Annotated in this window: 11 protein-coding genes; 2 read left to right on the forward strand and 9 right to left on the reverse strand. The window is 45.7% G+C overall.

The genetic code is table 11. The features are described from left to right. Window positions 1-6: 6 nt before the first annotated feature. The 6 genes from ACU01J_RS08125 to ACU01J_RS08150 all read right to left on the reverse strand — a co-directional run bounded on the left by ACU01J_RS08125 (window position 7) and on the right by ACU01J_RS08150 (window position 8,790). On the reverse strand, window positions 7-1,896 hold the full coding sequence (locus ACU01J_RS08125) for a DUF294 nucleotidyltransferase-like domain-containing protein (RefSeq protein WP_481085224.1): 1,890 nt from the start codon (window positions 1,894-1,896) through the stop codon (window positions 7-9). A gap of 137 nt (window positions 1,897-2,033) precedes the next feature. Further along, on the reverse strand, window positions 2,034-3,782 hold the full coding sequence (locus ACU01J_RS08130) for a formate--tetrahydrofolate ligase (RefSeq protein ID WP_481085225.1): 1,749 nt from the start codon (window positions 3,780-3,782) through the stop codon (window positions 2,034-2,036). 231 nt (window positions 3,783-4,013) lie between these two features. Beyond that, window positions 4,014-4,202 (reverse strand): hypothetical protein, encoded by a 189-nt coding sequence (locus ACU01J_RS08135; RefSeq protein ID WP_134836413.1) that lies wholly within the window; start codon window positions 4,200-4,202, stop codon window positions 4,014-4,016. Window positions 4,203-4,239: 37 nt separating this feature from the next. Continuing rightward, a complete protein-coding gene (locus ACU01J_RS08140) occupies window positions 4,240-6,597 on the reverse strand; it encodes a fatty acid cis/trans isomerase (protein ID WP_481085226.1) in 2,358 nt (785 codons plus the stop codon). A gap of 106 nt (window positions 6,598-6,703) precedes the next feature. After that, entirely contained in the window at window positions 6,704-7,711 is a 1,008-nt protein-coding gene (locus ACU01J_RS08145) for a DUF2955 domain-containing protein (protein ID WP_481085227.1), read from the reverse strand. A gap of 11 nt (window positions 7,712-7,722) precedes the next feature. Beyond that, on the reverse strand, window positions 7,723-8,790 hold the full coding sequence (locus ACU01J_RS08150) for an HlyD family secretion protein (protein ID WP_481085228.1): 1,068 nt from the start codon (window positions 8,788-8,790) through the stop codon (window positions 7,723-7,725). A 99-nt stretch (window positions 8,791-8,889) separates the two neighbouring features. Here ACU01J_RS08150 and ACU01J_RS08155 point away from each other — a divergent pair, with 99 nt between their 5' ends. Continuing rightward, window positions 8,890-9,750 (forward strand): LysR family transcriptional regulator, encoded by an 861-nt coding sequence (locus tag ACU01J_RS08155; RefSeq protein WP_481085229.1) that lies wholly within the window; start codon window positions 8,890-8,892, stop codon window positions 9,748-9,750. Between the two features lie 33 nt (window positions 9,751-9,783). Here ACU01J_RS08155 and ACU01J_RS08160 read toward each other — a convergent pair whose 3' ends face one another. The 3 genes from ACU01J_RS08160 to ACU01J_RS08170 all read right to left on the reverse strand — a co-directional run bounded on the left by ACU01J_RS08160 (window position 9,784) and on the right by ACU01J_RS08170 (window position 14,503). Then, complete coding sequence (locus ACU01J_RS08160; RefSeq protein WP_481085230.1) at window positions 9,784-11,403, reverse strand: VRR-NUC domain-containing protein; 1,620 nt, start codon at window positions 11,401-11,403, stop codon at window positions 9,784-9,786. 64 nt (window positions 11,404-11,467) lie between these two features. Continuing rightward, on the reverse strand, window positions 11,468-12,709 hold the full coding sequence (locus ACU01J_RS08165) for an L-lactate MFS transporter (protein ID WP_481085231.1): 1,242 nt from the start codon (window positions 12,707-12,709) through the stop codon (window positions 11,468-11,470). Window positions 12,710-13,042: 333 nt separating this feature from the next. Further along, window positions 13,043-14,503, reverse strand: a complete 1,461-nt coding sequence (locus tag ACU01J_RS08170) for a DUF3360 family protein (RefSeq protein WP_481085232.1) — start codon at window positions 14,501-14,503, stop codon at window positions 13,043-13,045. A 367-nt stretch (window positions 14,504-14,870) separates the two neighbouring features. On the opposite strand from ACU01J_RS08170, the gene ACU01J_RS08175 reads away from it, so the two are divergent. Then, window positions 14,871-17,420 carry a DUF294 nucleotidyltransferase-like domain-containing protein gene (locus ACU01J_RS08175; RefSeq protein ID WP_481085233.1) on the forward strand — a complete coding sequence of 850 codons (2,550 nt, stop codon included), beginning with the start codon at window positions 14,871-14,873 and terminating at the stop codon, window positions 17,418-17,420. Window positions 17,421-17,439 lie beyond the last annotated feature (19 nt).

A 17,439-nucleotide genomic window follows, 5' to 3' on the forward strand; every position in this document is an offset into this window, starting at 1 on the left:
GACGCCTCACTTAAAGTTATTGCTCGCTTGGTAGCGGAACTTTAGGAAGTTTTGCGCATTGCTTAAGATTTGGAATGCATCCTTAAGGTTACGACGCTCAAAATCAGACAAGTTTTCAGGCTCGATATTGTTATCGGGGTCAATTTGATTTTCAACATCGAATGCTTGATGGCGAATGCGTACCATAGATATAAACTCTAGTGCATCGCTGAGATCACGTGCTTTGCCTTTTGGTAAAATACCGGCTTCGTGAATATCATCTAAACGTTCAAATGAGTTCTTTGAACGGGAGCCGACAGCAAGGGCGTGAACACGAATCAAATCGGCTAGTGGCGCGGTGCCACGTCGCTTAAGGTTGATGGAGTTTTTATGTTGACCATCTTTCTCCATAACGAAGTCTTTAAAGAAACCAAGTGGCGGTGTGCGATTCATAGCGTTTCGAGCCAAACAAGCCAAGAAACGGTTGTTCTTACGCGCGCGCCGGACAATGAAACCATTGAGTTGCTCGGCCCATTTTAGACGGCCATAGACGCCGTCGAGGTCGAAAAATATCGATGCATTCAGCAGAGCTTTAGGGTTCGGGTCATCGATCCAATCGGCGAAACACTCCTCCCACTCAGAGCGCGTCATACGCCACTCTGGGTTTGTCGCCATAATATCGCCAGTGCAGTAGGTGTAACCACACTTATCAAGTCCATCGCAAACCAGCGCCGACAGCTTAACAAAGTAGTCGTCATGCTCTGCTTTGACGAAGGTATTGTCTAAGATAATGGCGTTATCTTGATCGGTGACCAATAGTTGTTCGTCTCGGCCCATGGAACCTAATGCCACAAAGCAATACGGTACGGGTGGCTCACCCAGCTCTTCTTCCGCCAACTCGATAATGCGCTGTTTGAAACTACGGCCGATAACCGACATCGCACTGCCAACCATGTGCGAGTTGGCATCTTCGTTAACCAAGCGAACAAAACTGTCTTTCACCTGCATAGAGAGTGCGGAAAGCTCTTCAATGGACTGCTGCTGGAAGATACTGCTCACCAGTAGGAGCGAGTTCTGCGATTCATAGCGAACAATATCGGTCGCTTCAATAATACCAATAGGTTGCTTGTCTTTGAGTACTGGCAGGTGATGAACGTTGTAGCGCAGCATAGTCAGCATGGCTTCGTACACGTATGCGTTATGGTCAAGTGAAATGACTTCAGTCGTCATGACGCTTGAGAGCTCATCATTTGGGTTCAGTCCCTGAGCGAGTACGCGAGTACATAAATCTCGATCGGTGATGATACCTACGAGAGGATTGTTATCATCTTCATCATCGTCGGCCACTTCTGGATCAATGATGAGCAGTGATGAAACGTTCTCTTCGGCCATCTTGATTGCGGCGTTTTGAATCGATTCGGTTTTGGGAATCGATGGAGCTTCGGTTGTCAGCAGAGTGCGAACTTTCGACGTGGTTAAGTCGTTTTGTTCATTGCTGTTTGACACCGTTTGGCGCAGACGAGCGTTGTCTTCTACCTCAACAAAATCGGCGAATGATTCGTGGTTGTCATACAGTTCTTGGAAGACGTCTGCAGGAATGCAATAGAGCAGGCTATCTTTAGTTGCCTTAGCAGGAAAGCGCACCTTATTGTTGGTCAATAGACCCATTTGGCCAAATAGGGCTCCTTCATCTATGCGATTATAGAGTTCGCCTTTACGGCGATAGACTTCAATAACACCGCTTCTCACCATGTAAAGATCACGAATCTCATCGCCAAAGTGAATCACCGGGGTATCTTCGCGATAGTAGGAGATTTCTACGTGCTTAGTTACGTAATTGAGCACGTCATCTTCGAGTTCGTCAAATGGAGGGTGTTGGGAAAGGAAGTTTTTAATTTCCAGTAGCTCTGCTTCCATGAAAAATCCAATTCTTCGAGGGTGTTACCTCAATGGTACATGATCTTAGGGCTAAGTTCATGACTTGTCCGTTGGGTTAAAATAAAAGAGGCTTAACCTGACAAGTTAAGCCTCAAATGTTGTGTACGGATGAGTGATTAGCTTAGTCCGATAATATTTCCGTTATCATCGAGATCTAAATTCATAAATGCCGGTTTTTCCGGTAAACCTGGCATGGTCATCACGTTGCCACAAAGAGCGTAAATAAAGCCCGCGCCCGCACAGAGCTTTAGCTCACGAATTGAGACGTCAAAGCCGCTCGGTGCTCCTTTAATACTGCCATCGGTTGAGATAGAGAGCGGTGTCTTCGCCAAGCAAACCGCAAGTTGGTCATAGCCATGATCTTTTAGACTGTGAAGTTGCTGCTTGGCAGTGTCGCTGAGGGTGATGCTGGCTGCGCCATAGCCAGCTTCTGCAACCGCCATCAATTTCTCTTCGGTTGCTTGTTCAAACTGATACAGAGGAGTAAAGCTTGCATTTGTCGCGCATTGAGCGATCACTTTTTCAGCGAGCTTTATTGTTCCTTCACCACCTTTGGCAAAGCCCTCGCTGATGGCGACCTCAACGTTATTCGGCAGAGATTCCACCAGTGCTTTTAGCTCTTGCAGTTCCGCGTCGCTATCTTGTGGGAAGCGGTTAATCGCAACAACGGCAGGCACTCCGTATTTGTTGACGTTGTTGATATGCCATTTCAGGTTTTCAAAACCAGCTAAAAGCGCGTCTGAATCGTCTTCGAACAATGAATCAGGTATTGCTTGTCCCGGTTTAAGATCGTAAAGGCCAGAGTTTGCTTTCAGTCCGCGCAATGTCGCGACAATCACCGCGCAGTCTGGAGCTTTTCCTGAGACTTGCGCCTTGATGTTGCATGCTTTTTCAAAGCCCATGTCTGAACCAAAGCCACCTTCAGTAACAGTAAACTCACTTAACTTAGTCGCGATATTATCGGCAATGATTGAGGAGTTGCCATGGGCAATATTAGCGAATGGACCTGCGTGAATAAGGGTAGGGACACCTTCAAGGGTTTGCATCAATGTTGGTTCAATGGCTTCTTTCATGCTAACGGCCATAGCACCAGCAACTTGGAGGTCTTCGGTTGTGACAGGTTTACCATCAAGATTGTAGGCAACCACAATTCTACCGATACGCGCTCGTAGATCTTTTAAGTCGCTAGCCAGTGCAAGAATTGCCATTAGTTCAGATGCCGCTGAGATATCAAAGCCATCTTCACGCTCATAGCCGTTAATATGTTTGCCCTGTTCATTGTGGCCGACGGTTACCATACGTAGAGCACGGTCATTATGGTCCATGACGCGTTTCCATACGACGCGTTTTGCATCGATACGTAGCGCGGTTAATCCACTGCGTGCTTCAAAATCGTCGTAGCCGTTGCGCTGCTCATGGTAGATACGCGCGTCAATTGCCGCCGCTGCGAGGTTATGCGCCGCTGTTACTGCGTGAATGTCGCCGGTAAGGTGTAAATTTAACTCTTCCATTGGTGCCACTTGTGAATAGCCACCACCTGCTGCACCACCTTTTACCCCAAAGACAGGACCCATTGACGGCTGACGAATACATGCGGTGACGGTTCGATTTAGTTTGGCAATGCCCTGAGCCAGACCGATGGTGGTGACTGTTTTTCCTTCCCCGAGCGGCGTAGGGGTTATGGCCGTGATAAGTATTAACTTACCTGTATCACATTGCTGCAAACGTTCTAGGCTTTTTAGCGATACTTTTGCTTTATGCGCACCTTGGCTTGCGAATTCTCCTTCGAGTAATCCCACATGGTGAGCAATATCAGTGATTGGTGACAGTGGTGTGTTTCGACAGATATCAATATCAGACAGCATAAAACCCTCGAAGTGGACACGGAATAAAGTTAAGCAAACGTTTGCGCAAAGATAATATCGACAAATTTATCTTTGTAAAGTGGGGTGAAGTAGTTGGTTGTCTCTTTAGGGGGATTATACGTTGTACATCTGATCTAAATCAAAACAATCGTGCGCATCTCTAATAAAACGCGCGGTGTATTGATAGAAAAAGTGCCCTTGAACGGACACTTTCTTGGCTAATTTGTGGTGTTAAAACCAATCGTCATCAGGGAAGAGCTTCCCTTCTGGAGCGTATGGATCATCATCAAAAGGATGGGATGCTTTACTTCGTAAGCTATCTAGCTGATGTTCTAGCATTTGTACGGTGTCATAATCACCTTCAGAGCAAGCGACATATATCTGCTGTTCCAATGCTCTGATGCTATCGTCTATACCCATAGTGTCCTCCTATGCGTTACCGGTGCCTTAAGCGGTTCTACCTGTTCTCAAATCTATTGTAGTCAAGCAAGCCGAATTCGATAGGTTGATTTTCCTTATACCATGCATGAACCCTGTCGCTGAATGGCCAGAATTCTTCAGAGCTGCGTCTAATTGCAAAGGTATCCAACAACTTAATGTAATCTTGTTCTGTTTTAAGATTTTTCAGCATCGTGACTAGTTTTGGAATCTCTTTCTCATTAAGAGATAAATACGCTGCTGGATAACTTCCGATCACTCCTCGAACCAAGGTTAAATCGTCATTTTTAGGATCGCGATTGCTCTCCTCATCAAACAAGCTGGAGATATTGGTATGCGCATTGTTGTGCAGAAGGGTGAACAACTGGTCTTCACCTTGCTCTGATCTAATCATCATCATCACAATCTGAGGGACATAAAGTAGCCCCTCGCCTTTAATTGAGTCGACAGAGCGCAACAATGCTTCGTTGCTGTGACTAAAACCGGTTTGTTCGATTTGGTAACGGTTAGTCAGTATTGGGCTCATTTGCGTTTTGATGATGCCATAAAGTTCTGCCTTAGGATCATCAGTCTGATAAGGAACCTGAGTTGGCTGATCGAACGGCTTAACATTGCGTTGTAAAAAGTCACTCATTTGTGAGCTTTGGTTTTGATACCAACTAGACTGTTCTACGTGACGAACATCGCGTGGGAGTAGGGCAACAAAATTACTCTCACCTTCTAAGCGCAAGAGGTCCATAAACATACGAGTAATCAACTGATGACCAAAGTTGCCATAAACGTCAAAGCCTGCCACCAGTAGGTAGTGAATACGCTCAATCAAAGCATAATCGAGAATCCATGCAGTCTTAGGTGGCTTACCGACCATCCCTTGAACGACAGAAGCACTATCGAAGTGTCTAAACACGGTGAGTGCAGCATTTTGATTAGTCCCGTTGCCCGTCCAAAGTACATCTGTGGTTAGGTATTGACCACCTTCAAACCATTTGTTGATAAACTCAGATTTAGCCTCTAAGTAACGTGCTTGCTGACGGGAGTACGAAACCCAGTTTGAAATAGGTAACGTGTTGCTTTCAAGCTCGCCAGGCAGTTTCAAGTTATCTGCTTGTGAATGATAGAACTCGTTGATTTCCGGAAGATCAGCCATTTCTGGGTCAATAAAGAATACCCAGAAACGATCGTTGATTACATTAAGCGCAAGTTGACCACGGCACACGGGACCTTTAATAAAGGCATTGATGGTGTTTTGTGCATTATCAAGCATGAACTTGAAGCGTGCGTTTACAGGCAGCTCAATAAAGGCTGTCATTGGGTTGGCTGCTATCTGTGGTTCATATCCCGGTAGCTGAGCGACATGGTAGTCTGCATCAATAAACCACTCTTTCCAGTTTCTCATTCGTTGTTCATTCAATGCGAAAGGCATATGCGTTTTATCAACGATCGTGCCTTGCTCCGGGATCAGTCGATAGTAAACGCGGTTAACTCCAGGGTCGTCGTAAGGACGTCTTGTTGTGATGCGTTTTACTGGCTCGCCCGGTGGCGTGCTTGAACGCACCAATGTAAAGAATCTAGGGGTCGCTTCGTTTAAATCTGAGAAATAGAGATGCGATAAGAACAGGTGTTCGTAGATGTAGCGAGCGGTTAACTGAACCTTGCGCGAGCCTTTATTGAGGACGGTTTCGTACTCATTGACCAATGCCTGTTGCTCAAGCGTCAGTGGGATTTGCTTGTTCATGATAGCGCCTTTTTGCACCCAATCCATCAGCGTTGCGTACTCATTACTTGATAGGTTAGGCATACCATAAGGCATTCCCCAAGTCGGGTAGTCTTGCGCATACTGATCGTATTCTTCGATGGTTGGGCAGACCTGATTGCGGTCAACGGCGAAATCAAAACCTTCTAACTGTGCCTGGTCTGGTAACGGGTGCGCTTCTTTTTGCTCAAGCATACGAGCGATTAAGCCAGCCTGCATATTGGCGGTTGGGTTCTGAGTGCGCTCGTTCAGAATTGGGTGAAAGTCCATCTCTCGCCATTGTTCTGTTGTTTCTGCGTCTTCAAATAGACGACTTGGTGTCGCAGCGGTTAGACGAGTTCCTTGATACACCAACTCTTTACTTGCTCCGCGATCGATGCCCTCAACAGAAGACATCTTAAGCTGACAAGGTGCGTCATAACAGGCATGGCAAACCACGCAGCGATTATCAATAATTGGTTTTACATCAGTTAAGAAAAACTCACTTTCAGGGCTTAATATATCCACTCTGCGCTCACGGACTTGCTCTTGGCCGAAGAGTTGGTCGTAATTTAAGCCTGCGTAGGTTGCACACCCTGCAAATAGGGTGACCACTGCTAGCATCAAAAAGGTGCGTAAATTCATAACTATAATGGCTCATTTATTGATTTTATCATGCACCAAAATGATAGACGTTTCGCAAATAAAACACCATGCCTTAGTGTGTTGGAGGCGTTACATGTAAAGGGGCCTATTGATGATAGGCGTGTTTTAGTAAGCTCACACGTATGCTGTGATGAACGACCCACATCACCATTGCCGTTAAGGTAACAGCGACAAAAATTGAGCTAAATCGGTACAAAATAGAGAAAAACGCATCCTTTTGCTCAGGAACAAGAGAAGTCGTTAGCGGAACCGAAAGGGCTGACATTGCGGAGAAAGCGATCGCGGCTTTGGCTTGCCCCTTGGTCATCCATAGGCAAAACGGGCCGGCGGCGATGGTGAAAGCCAGCCAAAATAGTAGCCCTTCACTGAACCAGCGACCGAGGACGAGCTGAATGGCCATACCCGCCACGCAGCCAAGGAATGTGCCCAGCACGCGGATTTTGGCAATCGCCATTGAGCCTGCTAGGGTCATAGGTGTCAGTACGATAAGAATCGACGCTTGTGCTGACAGCGAATCGTATAAGTCGGCGACTTGAAACAAGACAAAAGCCGCCATCGCGACGACCCAGCCCATTGCGACTTGGCTGATGTAATCAATGTCGCTTTTGACCGGAGTGGTAGGCAGTGCGCTTATGTCTGACTTTGTCTCAGGTTCAGGGAACAGCCAATAGGCGAGCGCACATACCGCAATATTGGCGATGACAATCACCCACAGGTTGATGTTGAATTCTTCAATATCGATAAAGTCATAGCTGGCAAAGTTGAGAACAATCGAGCCTACTAACAGGCCCATATAACCAAATAAGTAGCTTTGCGGACGCATCATTGCGATACATTTCATCAGCATCATAATGCCGACCGCGATGAACATCAGCGTTGGGTGAAACTGCAAGTACTCAACGATAAACGTCGCTTGTAAGGTGGTCCAGATGGCAGATATCACCACCATCAATAAAGTCGGGACGTGGAAGTGATCGGCGCGACTTAATACAAACAGCGGCATCATCACTGCGAAAAAACCGTAAGACCAACCGAAGATCATGCTCAGTGCTAACCCTAATGAGCATCCGAACCAGATTCGCATTGTTTTCATGCTAACACCCGTTAGTAAAGGTAGTGGAACCAGCTTGCAACACGGATTTGTACTTTCGCCAACCATTGCCACAGTAAGCCTTTTTGCGGATAGAGAACCACAGTGGCACGTGACCCAACGAATAGGGCTGAAGGTAAGGTTTGCTCTGTCGCTAAGTTGACTCGTGTACGTTGCGCGTCACGGACCCAGCGATTATTGACCTCAACTTTGGTCAACGCACCGTTAGGCGTTTGCTGAGCCGCCGCGACGCCGTAATCGCGACTTGCCAGGGTGAAAGGGTAGACATCGCCAGGCATGGCATCAAAAGCGACTAAGGCGTGATAGTCTTGATCAATGTTAGCGACCGATTTCTCACGAAAATCAGCCGCGACCCATAAAGAACCAGTAGGAACAAAGGTCACTAGGGGCATATTACTGTTGGCCATCGTACCGACATCGACCTGTAAGTTAGTTACCACGCCATCTTTAGGTGCCAAAACCTGCGTGTTACTTAAATCAAGTTCGGCCTTTTCAAGTGAATTTTTCGCCACTTGTACTGGTGTACTTTGGCCTTTACCGTTACCAAGCTGCGCTTCAATCACCACCAGGTTTTGTTGCTCAGCTTTAAGTACGGAGCCTGTCACTTGGTATTGCGCTAAGGCATTATCGAGTGCCGATTTAGAGGCAAGATTCTGCTTAGATAACTTTTGTAGGCGTTGGTACTCGCGGTGTGCATTATTGTATGTAGCCGAAGCGCGAGCAATATTAGCCAGCGCTGCTTCGCGTTGAGCGTAAAGAGTTTGCTCCTTCTCGTATGCAGAGTCGAGAGAGAGTTCAGCCTGCTTAAGCGCCAGACGATATTTACGATCATCAATTTTAAATAGCACATCACCTGCGTTTACGTGTTGATTGTTTTGTACCTCCACATGGGTCACTTTGCCTGATACTTCTGGCGCTATTTGAACCACATAGCCTTGCACGCGGCTTTCAGTTGTTAGGGGAACTTGTCGGTCGGCGACAATAATGTAGGCAAATAGAACTACGAATAGGACAATTAGTGTACGCATCCATAAACGGAACTTTTGATCGGCTGTAGTCATGATAAGGTACTTATAGGTAAACAAGCTTGAGATTATAGAGAAAGTGCTGTGCTTCGAGTAGAATGCAAGAATGAACACTTGTGCGCTAAAAGTAGGACAATGAAAGCAAGCTACGATGATCTTTATCTGTTTACTCAAACGGTTCTGCATGGCGGGATTAGCGCTGCGGCGAATGCCAACAAGCTCCAGCGCTCTAAAGTGAGCCGACGACTACAGGAATTAGAGCAAGCCATTGGTTGTCAGTTATTGATTCGAACCACCAGAACCATAGAGCTGACTGAGAATGGCAAACGTCTGTTTGAACTAGTGAATCAACCGCTGGAGCACATTCAACAGGGGCTTACCATTGTGGAAGAGTATCAGAAAGAGTTGGCTGGTACGGTGCGGCTTGCGATTCCATCTGCGCTAATGACATCCATTGCGTTTAATAGCATCATTTCTGATTATGCGGAGCGTTTTCCGGACATCTGCGTGGAGATAGAGAACCACCAAGAAAGTGTTGACCTAAAGCGTCAAGCATTTGATTTGCAGCTATTGCCAAGTGTGGTCAAAGTGGCAGACGACAGCTATGTTCAATTTAGCTTGCTGCATTATCGTAGTCATTTGGTAGCATCGAGAAGCTATTTAGAATCTAACCCGACAATAACTCAGCTTGCTGACTTAGCTGGCCATAGAGTGATGACCAATCGCTACAACTCAGAGCTTATCCCAGACGAGATTCAAATATCATTAAAGTCTGATGATCTTAATCTGCTGCGTTCAATGGCCATATCGGGAGCAGGGGTTGCGCTACTTCCACAAGTACACTCTAAACCTGCTTTGGAATCAGGTGAACTTGTTGAGGTACTGCCAGAGCTAGCACATCCACTTCAACATCTCACACTTATCTATCCTTCAGCGGCTTTTTTGCCCAATAAGGTAAGAGTGTTGATTGATCTATTTAGAGAGAAGTTTCGTTAGCTTAGTTCGTTGAGCAAAGTGGCTTGGCTTAGGCTATGCTTCACGGTGTTTGACATAACAAAGACTGAAATTGATGCCTAGACGGTTAAATTGCGCTATCCAACGCCATTGATTATCTTGTAGTTTATCGCCAGGGCCTTTTACTTCGACCCATTGATAATTCCCATCTTTAAACAGCATCAGATCAGGCTGGCCGTTTCTAAATAGCTTAAGATCTTGCAGCATTACTTTGAAAAGCTCGGCGATTAATTGTTTTGGCATCGATTCGATACAAGCATCGAGCAGCGTTTGGCTAAACAAAGACCAATGGACAAAAGGATTACTCAAACCATATTTTTGCTCATACACCGAGCAGAGATGATCAAAGCCATCATGCTCAATGGTGTGTAAAACTTCTTCGATCTTCTCTTTTCGTTTAGCAATGAAGTCCGAATGGTAGAGATCCAAAGGGCGATGTTGATATTGGTTGATGAATGCGCCTTCAACTGGAGCAAAGATCGCATCCCAAAAGGCGAGTCCAAATAGGCCATTGAGTAGCATGTTTTCGGCGTAGAAAACTTGGTAGCCTTGCTGCTCAAAATACGCTTTTACTGCGAGTTCAACTCGCTGGGAAGAAAGATCTAACTCTAAATGGTATTCCGACAATACTGGTTTCTTCTCTCTTGGTATTTTTTCACCTTGCTTGCGTTTCAGGCGCTGCTCCAGCTTGTGTGCTACTTCGAGTTCAGCAAGGTCGTACGGGTGGGTAAGCATTTGAGTGACAATGTCACCCATGCTAGCAATATCGTTGCGTTTATCGTAGATGCGAGCCAGTCGCTCTTTCGCCGGGGGAAGCGTGGTTTGATTAAACCAGTAGATAGAGTGCTCGTACTCTTCTAAACGCTCCAGGTCACGAGCAATGTCGTTAATAAGATGCTGCCTTTTGCGCTCAATGTAATGATGCTCTATCTCATGGGGAAGTGATTCAAGCAGCGCCAGCAAGCAGTGAGCATCTTTACGGTTTCCTTCGACGTATTGACTTTGTATCTCCGCAAGCAGCAACAGTTGGTCTACATCGCTGCGAGAGGTAAAGAAGCGCCTTGTCTTACTTAACGGGTAGTTTTCAAATTGATGCAGCCCTAAATCATCCAAGACGAACTGGCTCAAGTCTTGATGGGTATTAGCAAAAAACAGCGTCAGTAACAGCGAGATGATGTTTGGGCTGAGTAGCTCGATGATGTCAAACCCTAGTGAGTCGAAATCCGAGTAGGGCTGCGCTGACAACTCAGCGACCAGCTGTTCCTTACGTAATGATTTATTGAGAGGGGCGAACAGACTGACTAGCTCAGTTTTGGTTAACAATACCCGCCCAAGGTCTTGCTCAAATATTGTCGAGTTAATCGCGATAAAGCTATTCAATTCTAGCTGTTTAAGTGCGTCAGTTAGGTTGGGGATTTCATCGTATTGCAGTTTGTCTGAGCGAAACCAATGCCCTCGGCGAGAAAGCAGCCTAACCAGCAAACATTGCGCGCAGTGTTCGAGTTGGTCAAATTGAGTTAACCACTTTGACTCTGTTGGCGAGAGAAAATCTGCGTACCAATTGAGTGCGTGTTCGGTGAGCTTTTTGAAGTTATTGAGATAGTAATCTGCGGCAAGGTCGATAGGGTCAGACATAGGGTTTCAGATACAAAAAAGGCCTAACCCTAAGGTTAAGCCTTTCTCATCGTAATTCAATCAATTAAGCGTGCTTTACGTGCTTTAACTCCGCAATTTTCGCTTCAGATAGCGGCTTAGTGATGAATGCAAGTACGATACATACTGCCATCATTACTGCCGATACTGTGTACGCTAGGCTGTAACCTTCGCCCGCAGTCATAGATAAACCAACCACTGCTGCGCCGATGGCACCACCGATACCCCATGCAGTGTAAAGTACACCATAGTTAGTACCGTAGTTCTTAAGGCCATAGAACTCAGCGGTTAGAGTAGGGAATACTGCTAGAAGCGTACCGTAACCAATCGCAGCAATTGCTGTACCGATGATTAGCGTGAATTCAGTTTTGAATGTTGCAAACAGAACCATGTTAATGCCCTGAAGAACGAACGCTAGAAGTAGAGTACGTACGCCACCAATCTTGTCAGCCAGCATACCTGCAGCAACACGACCGCCTGAGTTAAATACCGCTAGGATAGACGCTAGGTAAACCGCGTTTGGTAGGTTTGCCTGAACACTTGCGATAGTCGTGATGTTACCGATGATCATAAGACCAACAGAAGCTGCGAATGCGTACATGATCCATAGTGAGTAGAACTGTGGAGTTTTAAGCATTGCTTTCCAAGTTAGGTCATCAGACTTTTTAACCGCTTTAGGTGCTTGACCTTCTTTTACTCTAGGTTCGGCAGGTGTGTAGTCTGCTGGTGGGTTATTGATCGTCGCCGCTAATGGAACTGCGATTGCAAGGATACCAACACCAAGAACCATGAAGCTTGTTTGAATGCCCATACTGTTGATTAGTGAAGACGTTACTGGCGCTAGGTAAATAGCTGCAAGACCAAAACCTGCGGCGATAATGCCGTTAACCATACCTTTCTTAGACGAGTGGAACCACTTCATTGCTGAAGGAGATAGACACGCGTAACCAAAACCGATACCAGCACCTGTGATAACACCGAAAGTGATGTTTAGCATCATCGGAGTGTTAACAAAGCCAGAAGCGATCATGCCTAGACCTGTAAGAACAGTGCCTAGGATTAGGATCAGACGTGGACCCATACGGTCTTGAAGGATACCTGCTACAAGAAGACAGATAGAGAATGTGATAGTAGCAGTCGCGTAAGGAGCAGAAGCTTCCGCAGCACTCCAGCCAGACTCAGTGACTAGCGCTTTGTTAAATACACTCCAAGCATACAGGATGCCAAGACACAGGTTGATACAGAAACCTGCTAGCAGAATGCGCATTGCTTTATCAATCTTGCTCATTTTTCTTCTCGTTTTTCCTCAAAAAGAGGATGGGTTAACTGGTTATTTTCTCAAATTAAGTTTGCGTTTATCAGCATAAAGCGCAATGGGCGCGAATTATAACCAATTAAAATGTGATTGGAATCTCTTTTTAAACGAATTCTGACATTTTTTTGATTTGTTGTTTTTGTGTTTCCCGTTTAAGAAAAATAAACCATTTATTAACAAATGACTGAATGGTTACTATGGCTTTTTTACGCAGGGAAGCGAGTCTAAAGTTGAGATGAAGAGTGGGTTTATAGATATGAAAGGACGCATCGAAATGCGCCCTTTTGAGTAGAAAAAGAGGTGAGGTTAGTTGCCGATCAGCGCAGGGATACCCGGTAATTGACCCACGAGTGCTAGCGAACCCACACAGATAACGAATGCGAGACCAGGGATCAGGTATTTATCTTTGGCAGATAGCTCTTTAGCACGTTCATGATCGCCAATTAGACCCATGTTATCGAGTAGCATTGTCGTTGCCCAACCAAATACCGGGTTAACGAACGCACAAGCGAAGATACAGATACCGGCGCTTAGAGAATCTTTGTGTTTGTGGATCATCTGCATACCCGCTTCAAGCAGTGGCAAGAATACACCGACGATAAGCGCGACGCGCAGAACAGGTTCCCACATGGCAAGATCCATTGGGTAGCCAATCACTGCGGCAGCGATACACATAATACCTGTTAGTAGCGCACCACCTGGGATAGGACGCTTAGCGATAGCCGCAGGGATCATGTAAGTGCCCCATGAAGACGCGAGGTTACCACCACCAAGGAAAGAACCAATACCTTGACGAATTGATGCGACCATCATGGTGTCATCGACGTCCATAAGTACGCCTTTTGCCTCTTTAGGGTAGTTGAGCTCTTGGAATACACGGTGACCAAGGTAGTCCGGTGACCACATCGCAACTGCCAGCAAAGCAAATGGCGTTACGGCGATGAAGTGCTCCAGATTCGGCCAACCTAATTGCCAGCCTGTATCTTCACCCCACCAGTAGAACGGGCTAAAGTGTGGAAGGCCGGGTTCAGTAGTAAAGGCGAACTCGGCCCCTAATACATAAGCAACAATACCTGCGATAAGAGAACATAGCGGGATTGCTAACCAGCGTTTATTGATTTTAGCCAGGTAGGCATAGACGGCTAGGGTCACACCAATGACCGCAAACGAAATATAGCCTTGATCGGTACTTGATGCCCAAGCTTCGGTTTTATTAATCTGACCAATCAGACCTACTGCTCCTAAATAAATAAGTAGGCCGCCCCGAACGCCAACCCCAGTCAGCGTCATTAGTTTCGATCCACCTTTGGTATACGCTAAGATAAAGCCGAACATACATACCATAATACCCAGAGCCAGCGGGTGTCCTCCCGCAGCGGCAATCAAGGGTATTAACGGAATCATTGGGCCGTGAGTACCGGCTAAGTTAGAATTTGGGTTCAAAATGGCAGAGAAAAGGATAACAAACAGAGCGCCAGCGATCAGGAGTTCGTAACGGACGTTTTCTGCAACAAATTCTGGAGATAGCCCGAACTGTGCGGCAAATACGGCAACCATTGCGGTCACCATAACGACTTTACCGATCGTTGCAGCAAGAGCGGGTACTAAGTCTTCTAGTTCAACACTGTAATCCCGTGAAGGTAAGTGGATCCCCCAACGACGAAAGCTCATGATCTTAAGATCATGGTTTAGAAATTCCTCTCGGCTATCAAATTCCTGCGCTTTACGGCGCATATCTCTATAGAAGGTCTTACTTTTGTTAGACATCGTGTCTTCCTATGTAATGTGCCGAAGTTGAACCATGTCAATTAGGGTTCCGCTTTCGCTTGGTATACTAGCCTTCGACCAGTACGAGACGACATCCCAGACGCTACCAAGTATCTCTATCTTATTGATAAAGAGGGAAAACATGGTTTTTTCTTCGGTGATGAAAACAAGATGAACGACTCGTCACCTTGTCAAAATTCGAATCAAAACAATGGACACATACTAGGAAAGTGGCAGTTTATAAATATTGATTTGAATTAACTAACGAGTTGGCGCTATAGGTGTTGTGATTGGTTGTTAATAAAAATGCAACGCACATCACGTTGTGAGTGTTTTATCAATATGATGCTAGGTTAAGTGAAACTGAATGAAAATTTCTCAACATGCAGATCGTACTGAAAAGCAATTTGGCGTACGTGGTGAAGATATCCATCGCTGGATCGATGGCTTTTTTGACCAGAATGGCCAAGAGCATGGTGAAACCATGGCAAAGGAGCTTGAATTTGATCCGTACTCCCACCGCCGTTTCCGTCACTGTAAAGAGGCACTTGCTGAAGCTATTAAGGAGTTTGGTGGAAAATACACCAATCAACAAATCCGCGATGTCTTTGAAGCTCATATACGTGATGATTACCATGGGTATTTACCTAACCGAGCCGACTTTGAGAATGGCTCGTTTGCGGCGAAATATCACGATGCAGACCAAGACGAAACCTTAGGTGATGTGCTTGATGAGAGTGAATTGGCTGATTACTTCAGAGGACTAAGTCGAGAGGATGACGAACGAAACACTCCTCTGAGTCATTTCAACTTGCGCATTATCTTGCCGACCATTACGGCAATCGTACTATTCATTACCGCGATTGTTTACGTGATTTTGCCTTTGGTTGAAAACTCGATGATGAGTCAAAAGCGTCAGATGCTGCAAGAGCTGACGTCAACAGCGGTAAGTGTGATTGATAGCTATGTCGCTCTGGAGCAGCGCGGCATCTTAACCTTGCCAGAAGCACAGCAAAAAGCGGCCATGGAAATCAAATCGATGCGCTATGGTCCTGAAAATAAGGACTACTTCTTTATCACCGACATGCAGCCGAAAATGGTTATGCATCCTTATCGTAGTGATCTCACTAATCAAGATTTAACTCATTATGTCGGCAATGACAGCGGTCGTTCAATTCCTGTCTTTGTCGAAATCACCAAACTCGTCAGAGCGTCGCAACACGGGTTTTTAGAATATCAATGGCAATGGAAAGATGACCCAACCATCACCGCACCAAAGATGACTTATGTTGAAGGGGTAGAAGAGTGGCAATGGATCGTCGGAACGGGTGTCTATTTTGACGATGTTCAGCATGAAATAGATAAGCTTGAAGGGACATTATTTCGCATTTTTGTCGCCATTACGCTCGGGCTGGTAGCGATCATGTTCTATGTGATCGGCCAGTCAAAGGTGATTGAACGTCGTAAAAAACGGGCAGAACTGGCGTTACATGAAGCGAAAAACCGCTATAAAGCTTTGGTTGAGTCGTCAAATGAAGGCTATATCCTAGAGGCCGATGGAAAAATTATCTTTTCGAACAGTCGTTTACACCAACTGCTTGGCTATACTGATACTGAACTGAAATCGGGGTCCATTTGGCAAGACCTGTTTTCCGATCTCCCGCAAAATAATCGCGTACTGCGTCATTTAATGAAGTTATTTAATCATGAAACTGAGCCTGCTGAATTTGAGGCTCAGATCGTGACCAAAAGTGGCCGTACTATCGACATTATTTTGAGTACGTCACGTATTTTTTTGTCGGAAAAGCTTGGTCATGTCATTTCATTTCGCCCAATTGTGCGTAAGATTTACGGTGGCAGTTTTGGCTCAGTAAACCCTACATCAGATTATCAAAAGACCAGTGCGAGTATCGTCGTTGATATTGAACAAGGAGAGAGCCATAGCCACGTCATTGAGTCTTTGAATCGATTGACGGATTTAATCCGTGAGATGATCTCTGCGGGAACTCGCCCAGATTATCTACGTCGTTTGATCGGCAGCACCTATGATGCCGCTATTTGTCGATTTATCGATTTAACCATTGAACAGATTGGCGAGCCTCCTGTACCGTTCTCTTTCTTATCCTTTGGTAGCAATGCACGCCACGATATGACGCTGTTCTCAGATCAGGACAATGCGATTGTGTTTGAAACGCCTGATGATCAAGATCTGAAAGCGATACGTCGATACTTTTTACACTTGGCCGAACGAGTGTGTGCCATGCTTAACCAAGCAGGTTACAGCTATTGTGATGGTTTGATCATGGCGTCTAACCATCAATGGTGCTTAAGTGAAAAGGAATGGAAACACAACTTCACCCAATGGATTAAGCAAGCGACACCCGACTCGATCTTAGAGCTCAATGTGTTCTTTGATATTCGTTCGACCTATGGTGAGAGCAGGTTGGCCGATAACATTCAAACTCATATACAACAGACACTTAAAGACACGCCGAGTTTTTTACCGACCTATGCGCAGCACTGTTTAGCACATCAAGTGCATTCTTTCGATGGCGCACAGTCAGAGACGATTAACCTAAAAGAGTGCTTAAGGCCAATTGAACTGTTTGCTCGCTTATATGCGTTAAAGCTCAACATTAGAGAGAGCAATTCGCTATCACGCTTAAAAGGTGTACTTGCTGCAGGAGAAACGGATCCTAAAGTGCATAGAGAAATGGTCTACCTTTTTGATCATATTTGGCAGCTACGTTTTATGAATCAAATCATTGAATACGGTGACTTACGCCAAGTGAATGATCTATTGTCACTCAATGACTTAACGATTATTGAGCAGAAGCACTTTAAGAATGTGCTGATCCGGTTGTCACTGTTTCGAGACAAAATCCGTGCTGATTTTGAGATTGAAGAGGCGCAATAGGCCGCGAGTTAGAGCTCAA

It is taken from the genome of Vibrio sp. 2433-A1, from assembly GCF_056726085.1.

What these genes read in the sequence shown, in the direction of transcription:
- ACU01J_RS08125 (WP_481085224.1), bottom strand. Translation starts at nt 1,896, where the DNA reads ATGGAAGCAGAGCTACTGGAAATTAAAAACTTCCTTTCCCAACACCCT.
- ACU01J_RS08130 (WP_481085225.1), bottom strand. Translation starts at nt 3,782, where the DNA reads ATGCTGTCTGATATTGATATCTGTCGAAACACACCACTGTCACCAATC.
- ACU01J_RS08135 (WP_134836413.1), bottom strand. Translation starts at nt 4,202, where the DNA reads ATGGGTATAGACGATAGCATCAGAGCATTGGAACAGCAGATATATGTC.
- ACU01J_RS08140 (WP_481085226.1), bottom strand. Translation starts at nt 6,597, where the DNA reads ATGAATTTACGCACCTTTTTGATGCTAGCAGTGGTCACCCTATTTGCA.
- ACU01J_RS08145 (WP_481085227.1), bottom strand. Translation starts at nt 7,711, where the DNA reads ATGAAAACAATGCGAATCTGGTTCGGATGCTCATTAGGGTTAGCACTG.
- ACU01J_RS08150 (WP_481085228.1), bottom strand. Translation starts at nt 8,790, where the DNA reads ATGACTACAGCCGATCAAAAGTTCCGTTTATGGATGCGTACACTAATT.
- ACU01J_RS08155 (WP_481085229.1), top strand. Translation starts at nt 8,890, where the DNA reads ATGAAAGCAAGCTACGATGATCTTTATCTGTTTACTCAAACGGTTCTG.
- ACU01J_RS08160 (WP_481085230.1), bottom strand. Translation starts at nt 11,403, where the DNA reads ATGTCTGACCCTATCGACCTTGCCGCAGATTACTATCTCAATAACTTC.
- ACU01J_RS08165 (WP_481085231.1), bottom strand. Translation starts at nt 12,709, where the DNA reads ATGAGCAAGATTGATAAAGCAATGCGCATTCTGCTAGCAGGTTTCTGT.
- ACU01J_RS08170 (WP_481085232.1), bottom strand. Translation starts at nt 14,503, where the DNA reads ATGTCTAACAAAAGTAAGACCTTCTATAGAGATATGCGCCGTAAAGCG.
- ACU01J_RS08175 (WP_481085233.1), top strand. Translation starts at nt 14,871, where the DNA reads ATGAAAATTTCTCAACATGCAGATCGTACTGAAAAGCAATTTGGCGTA.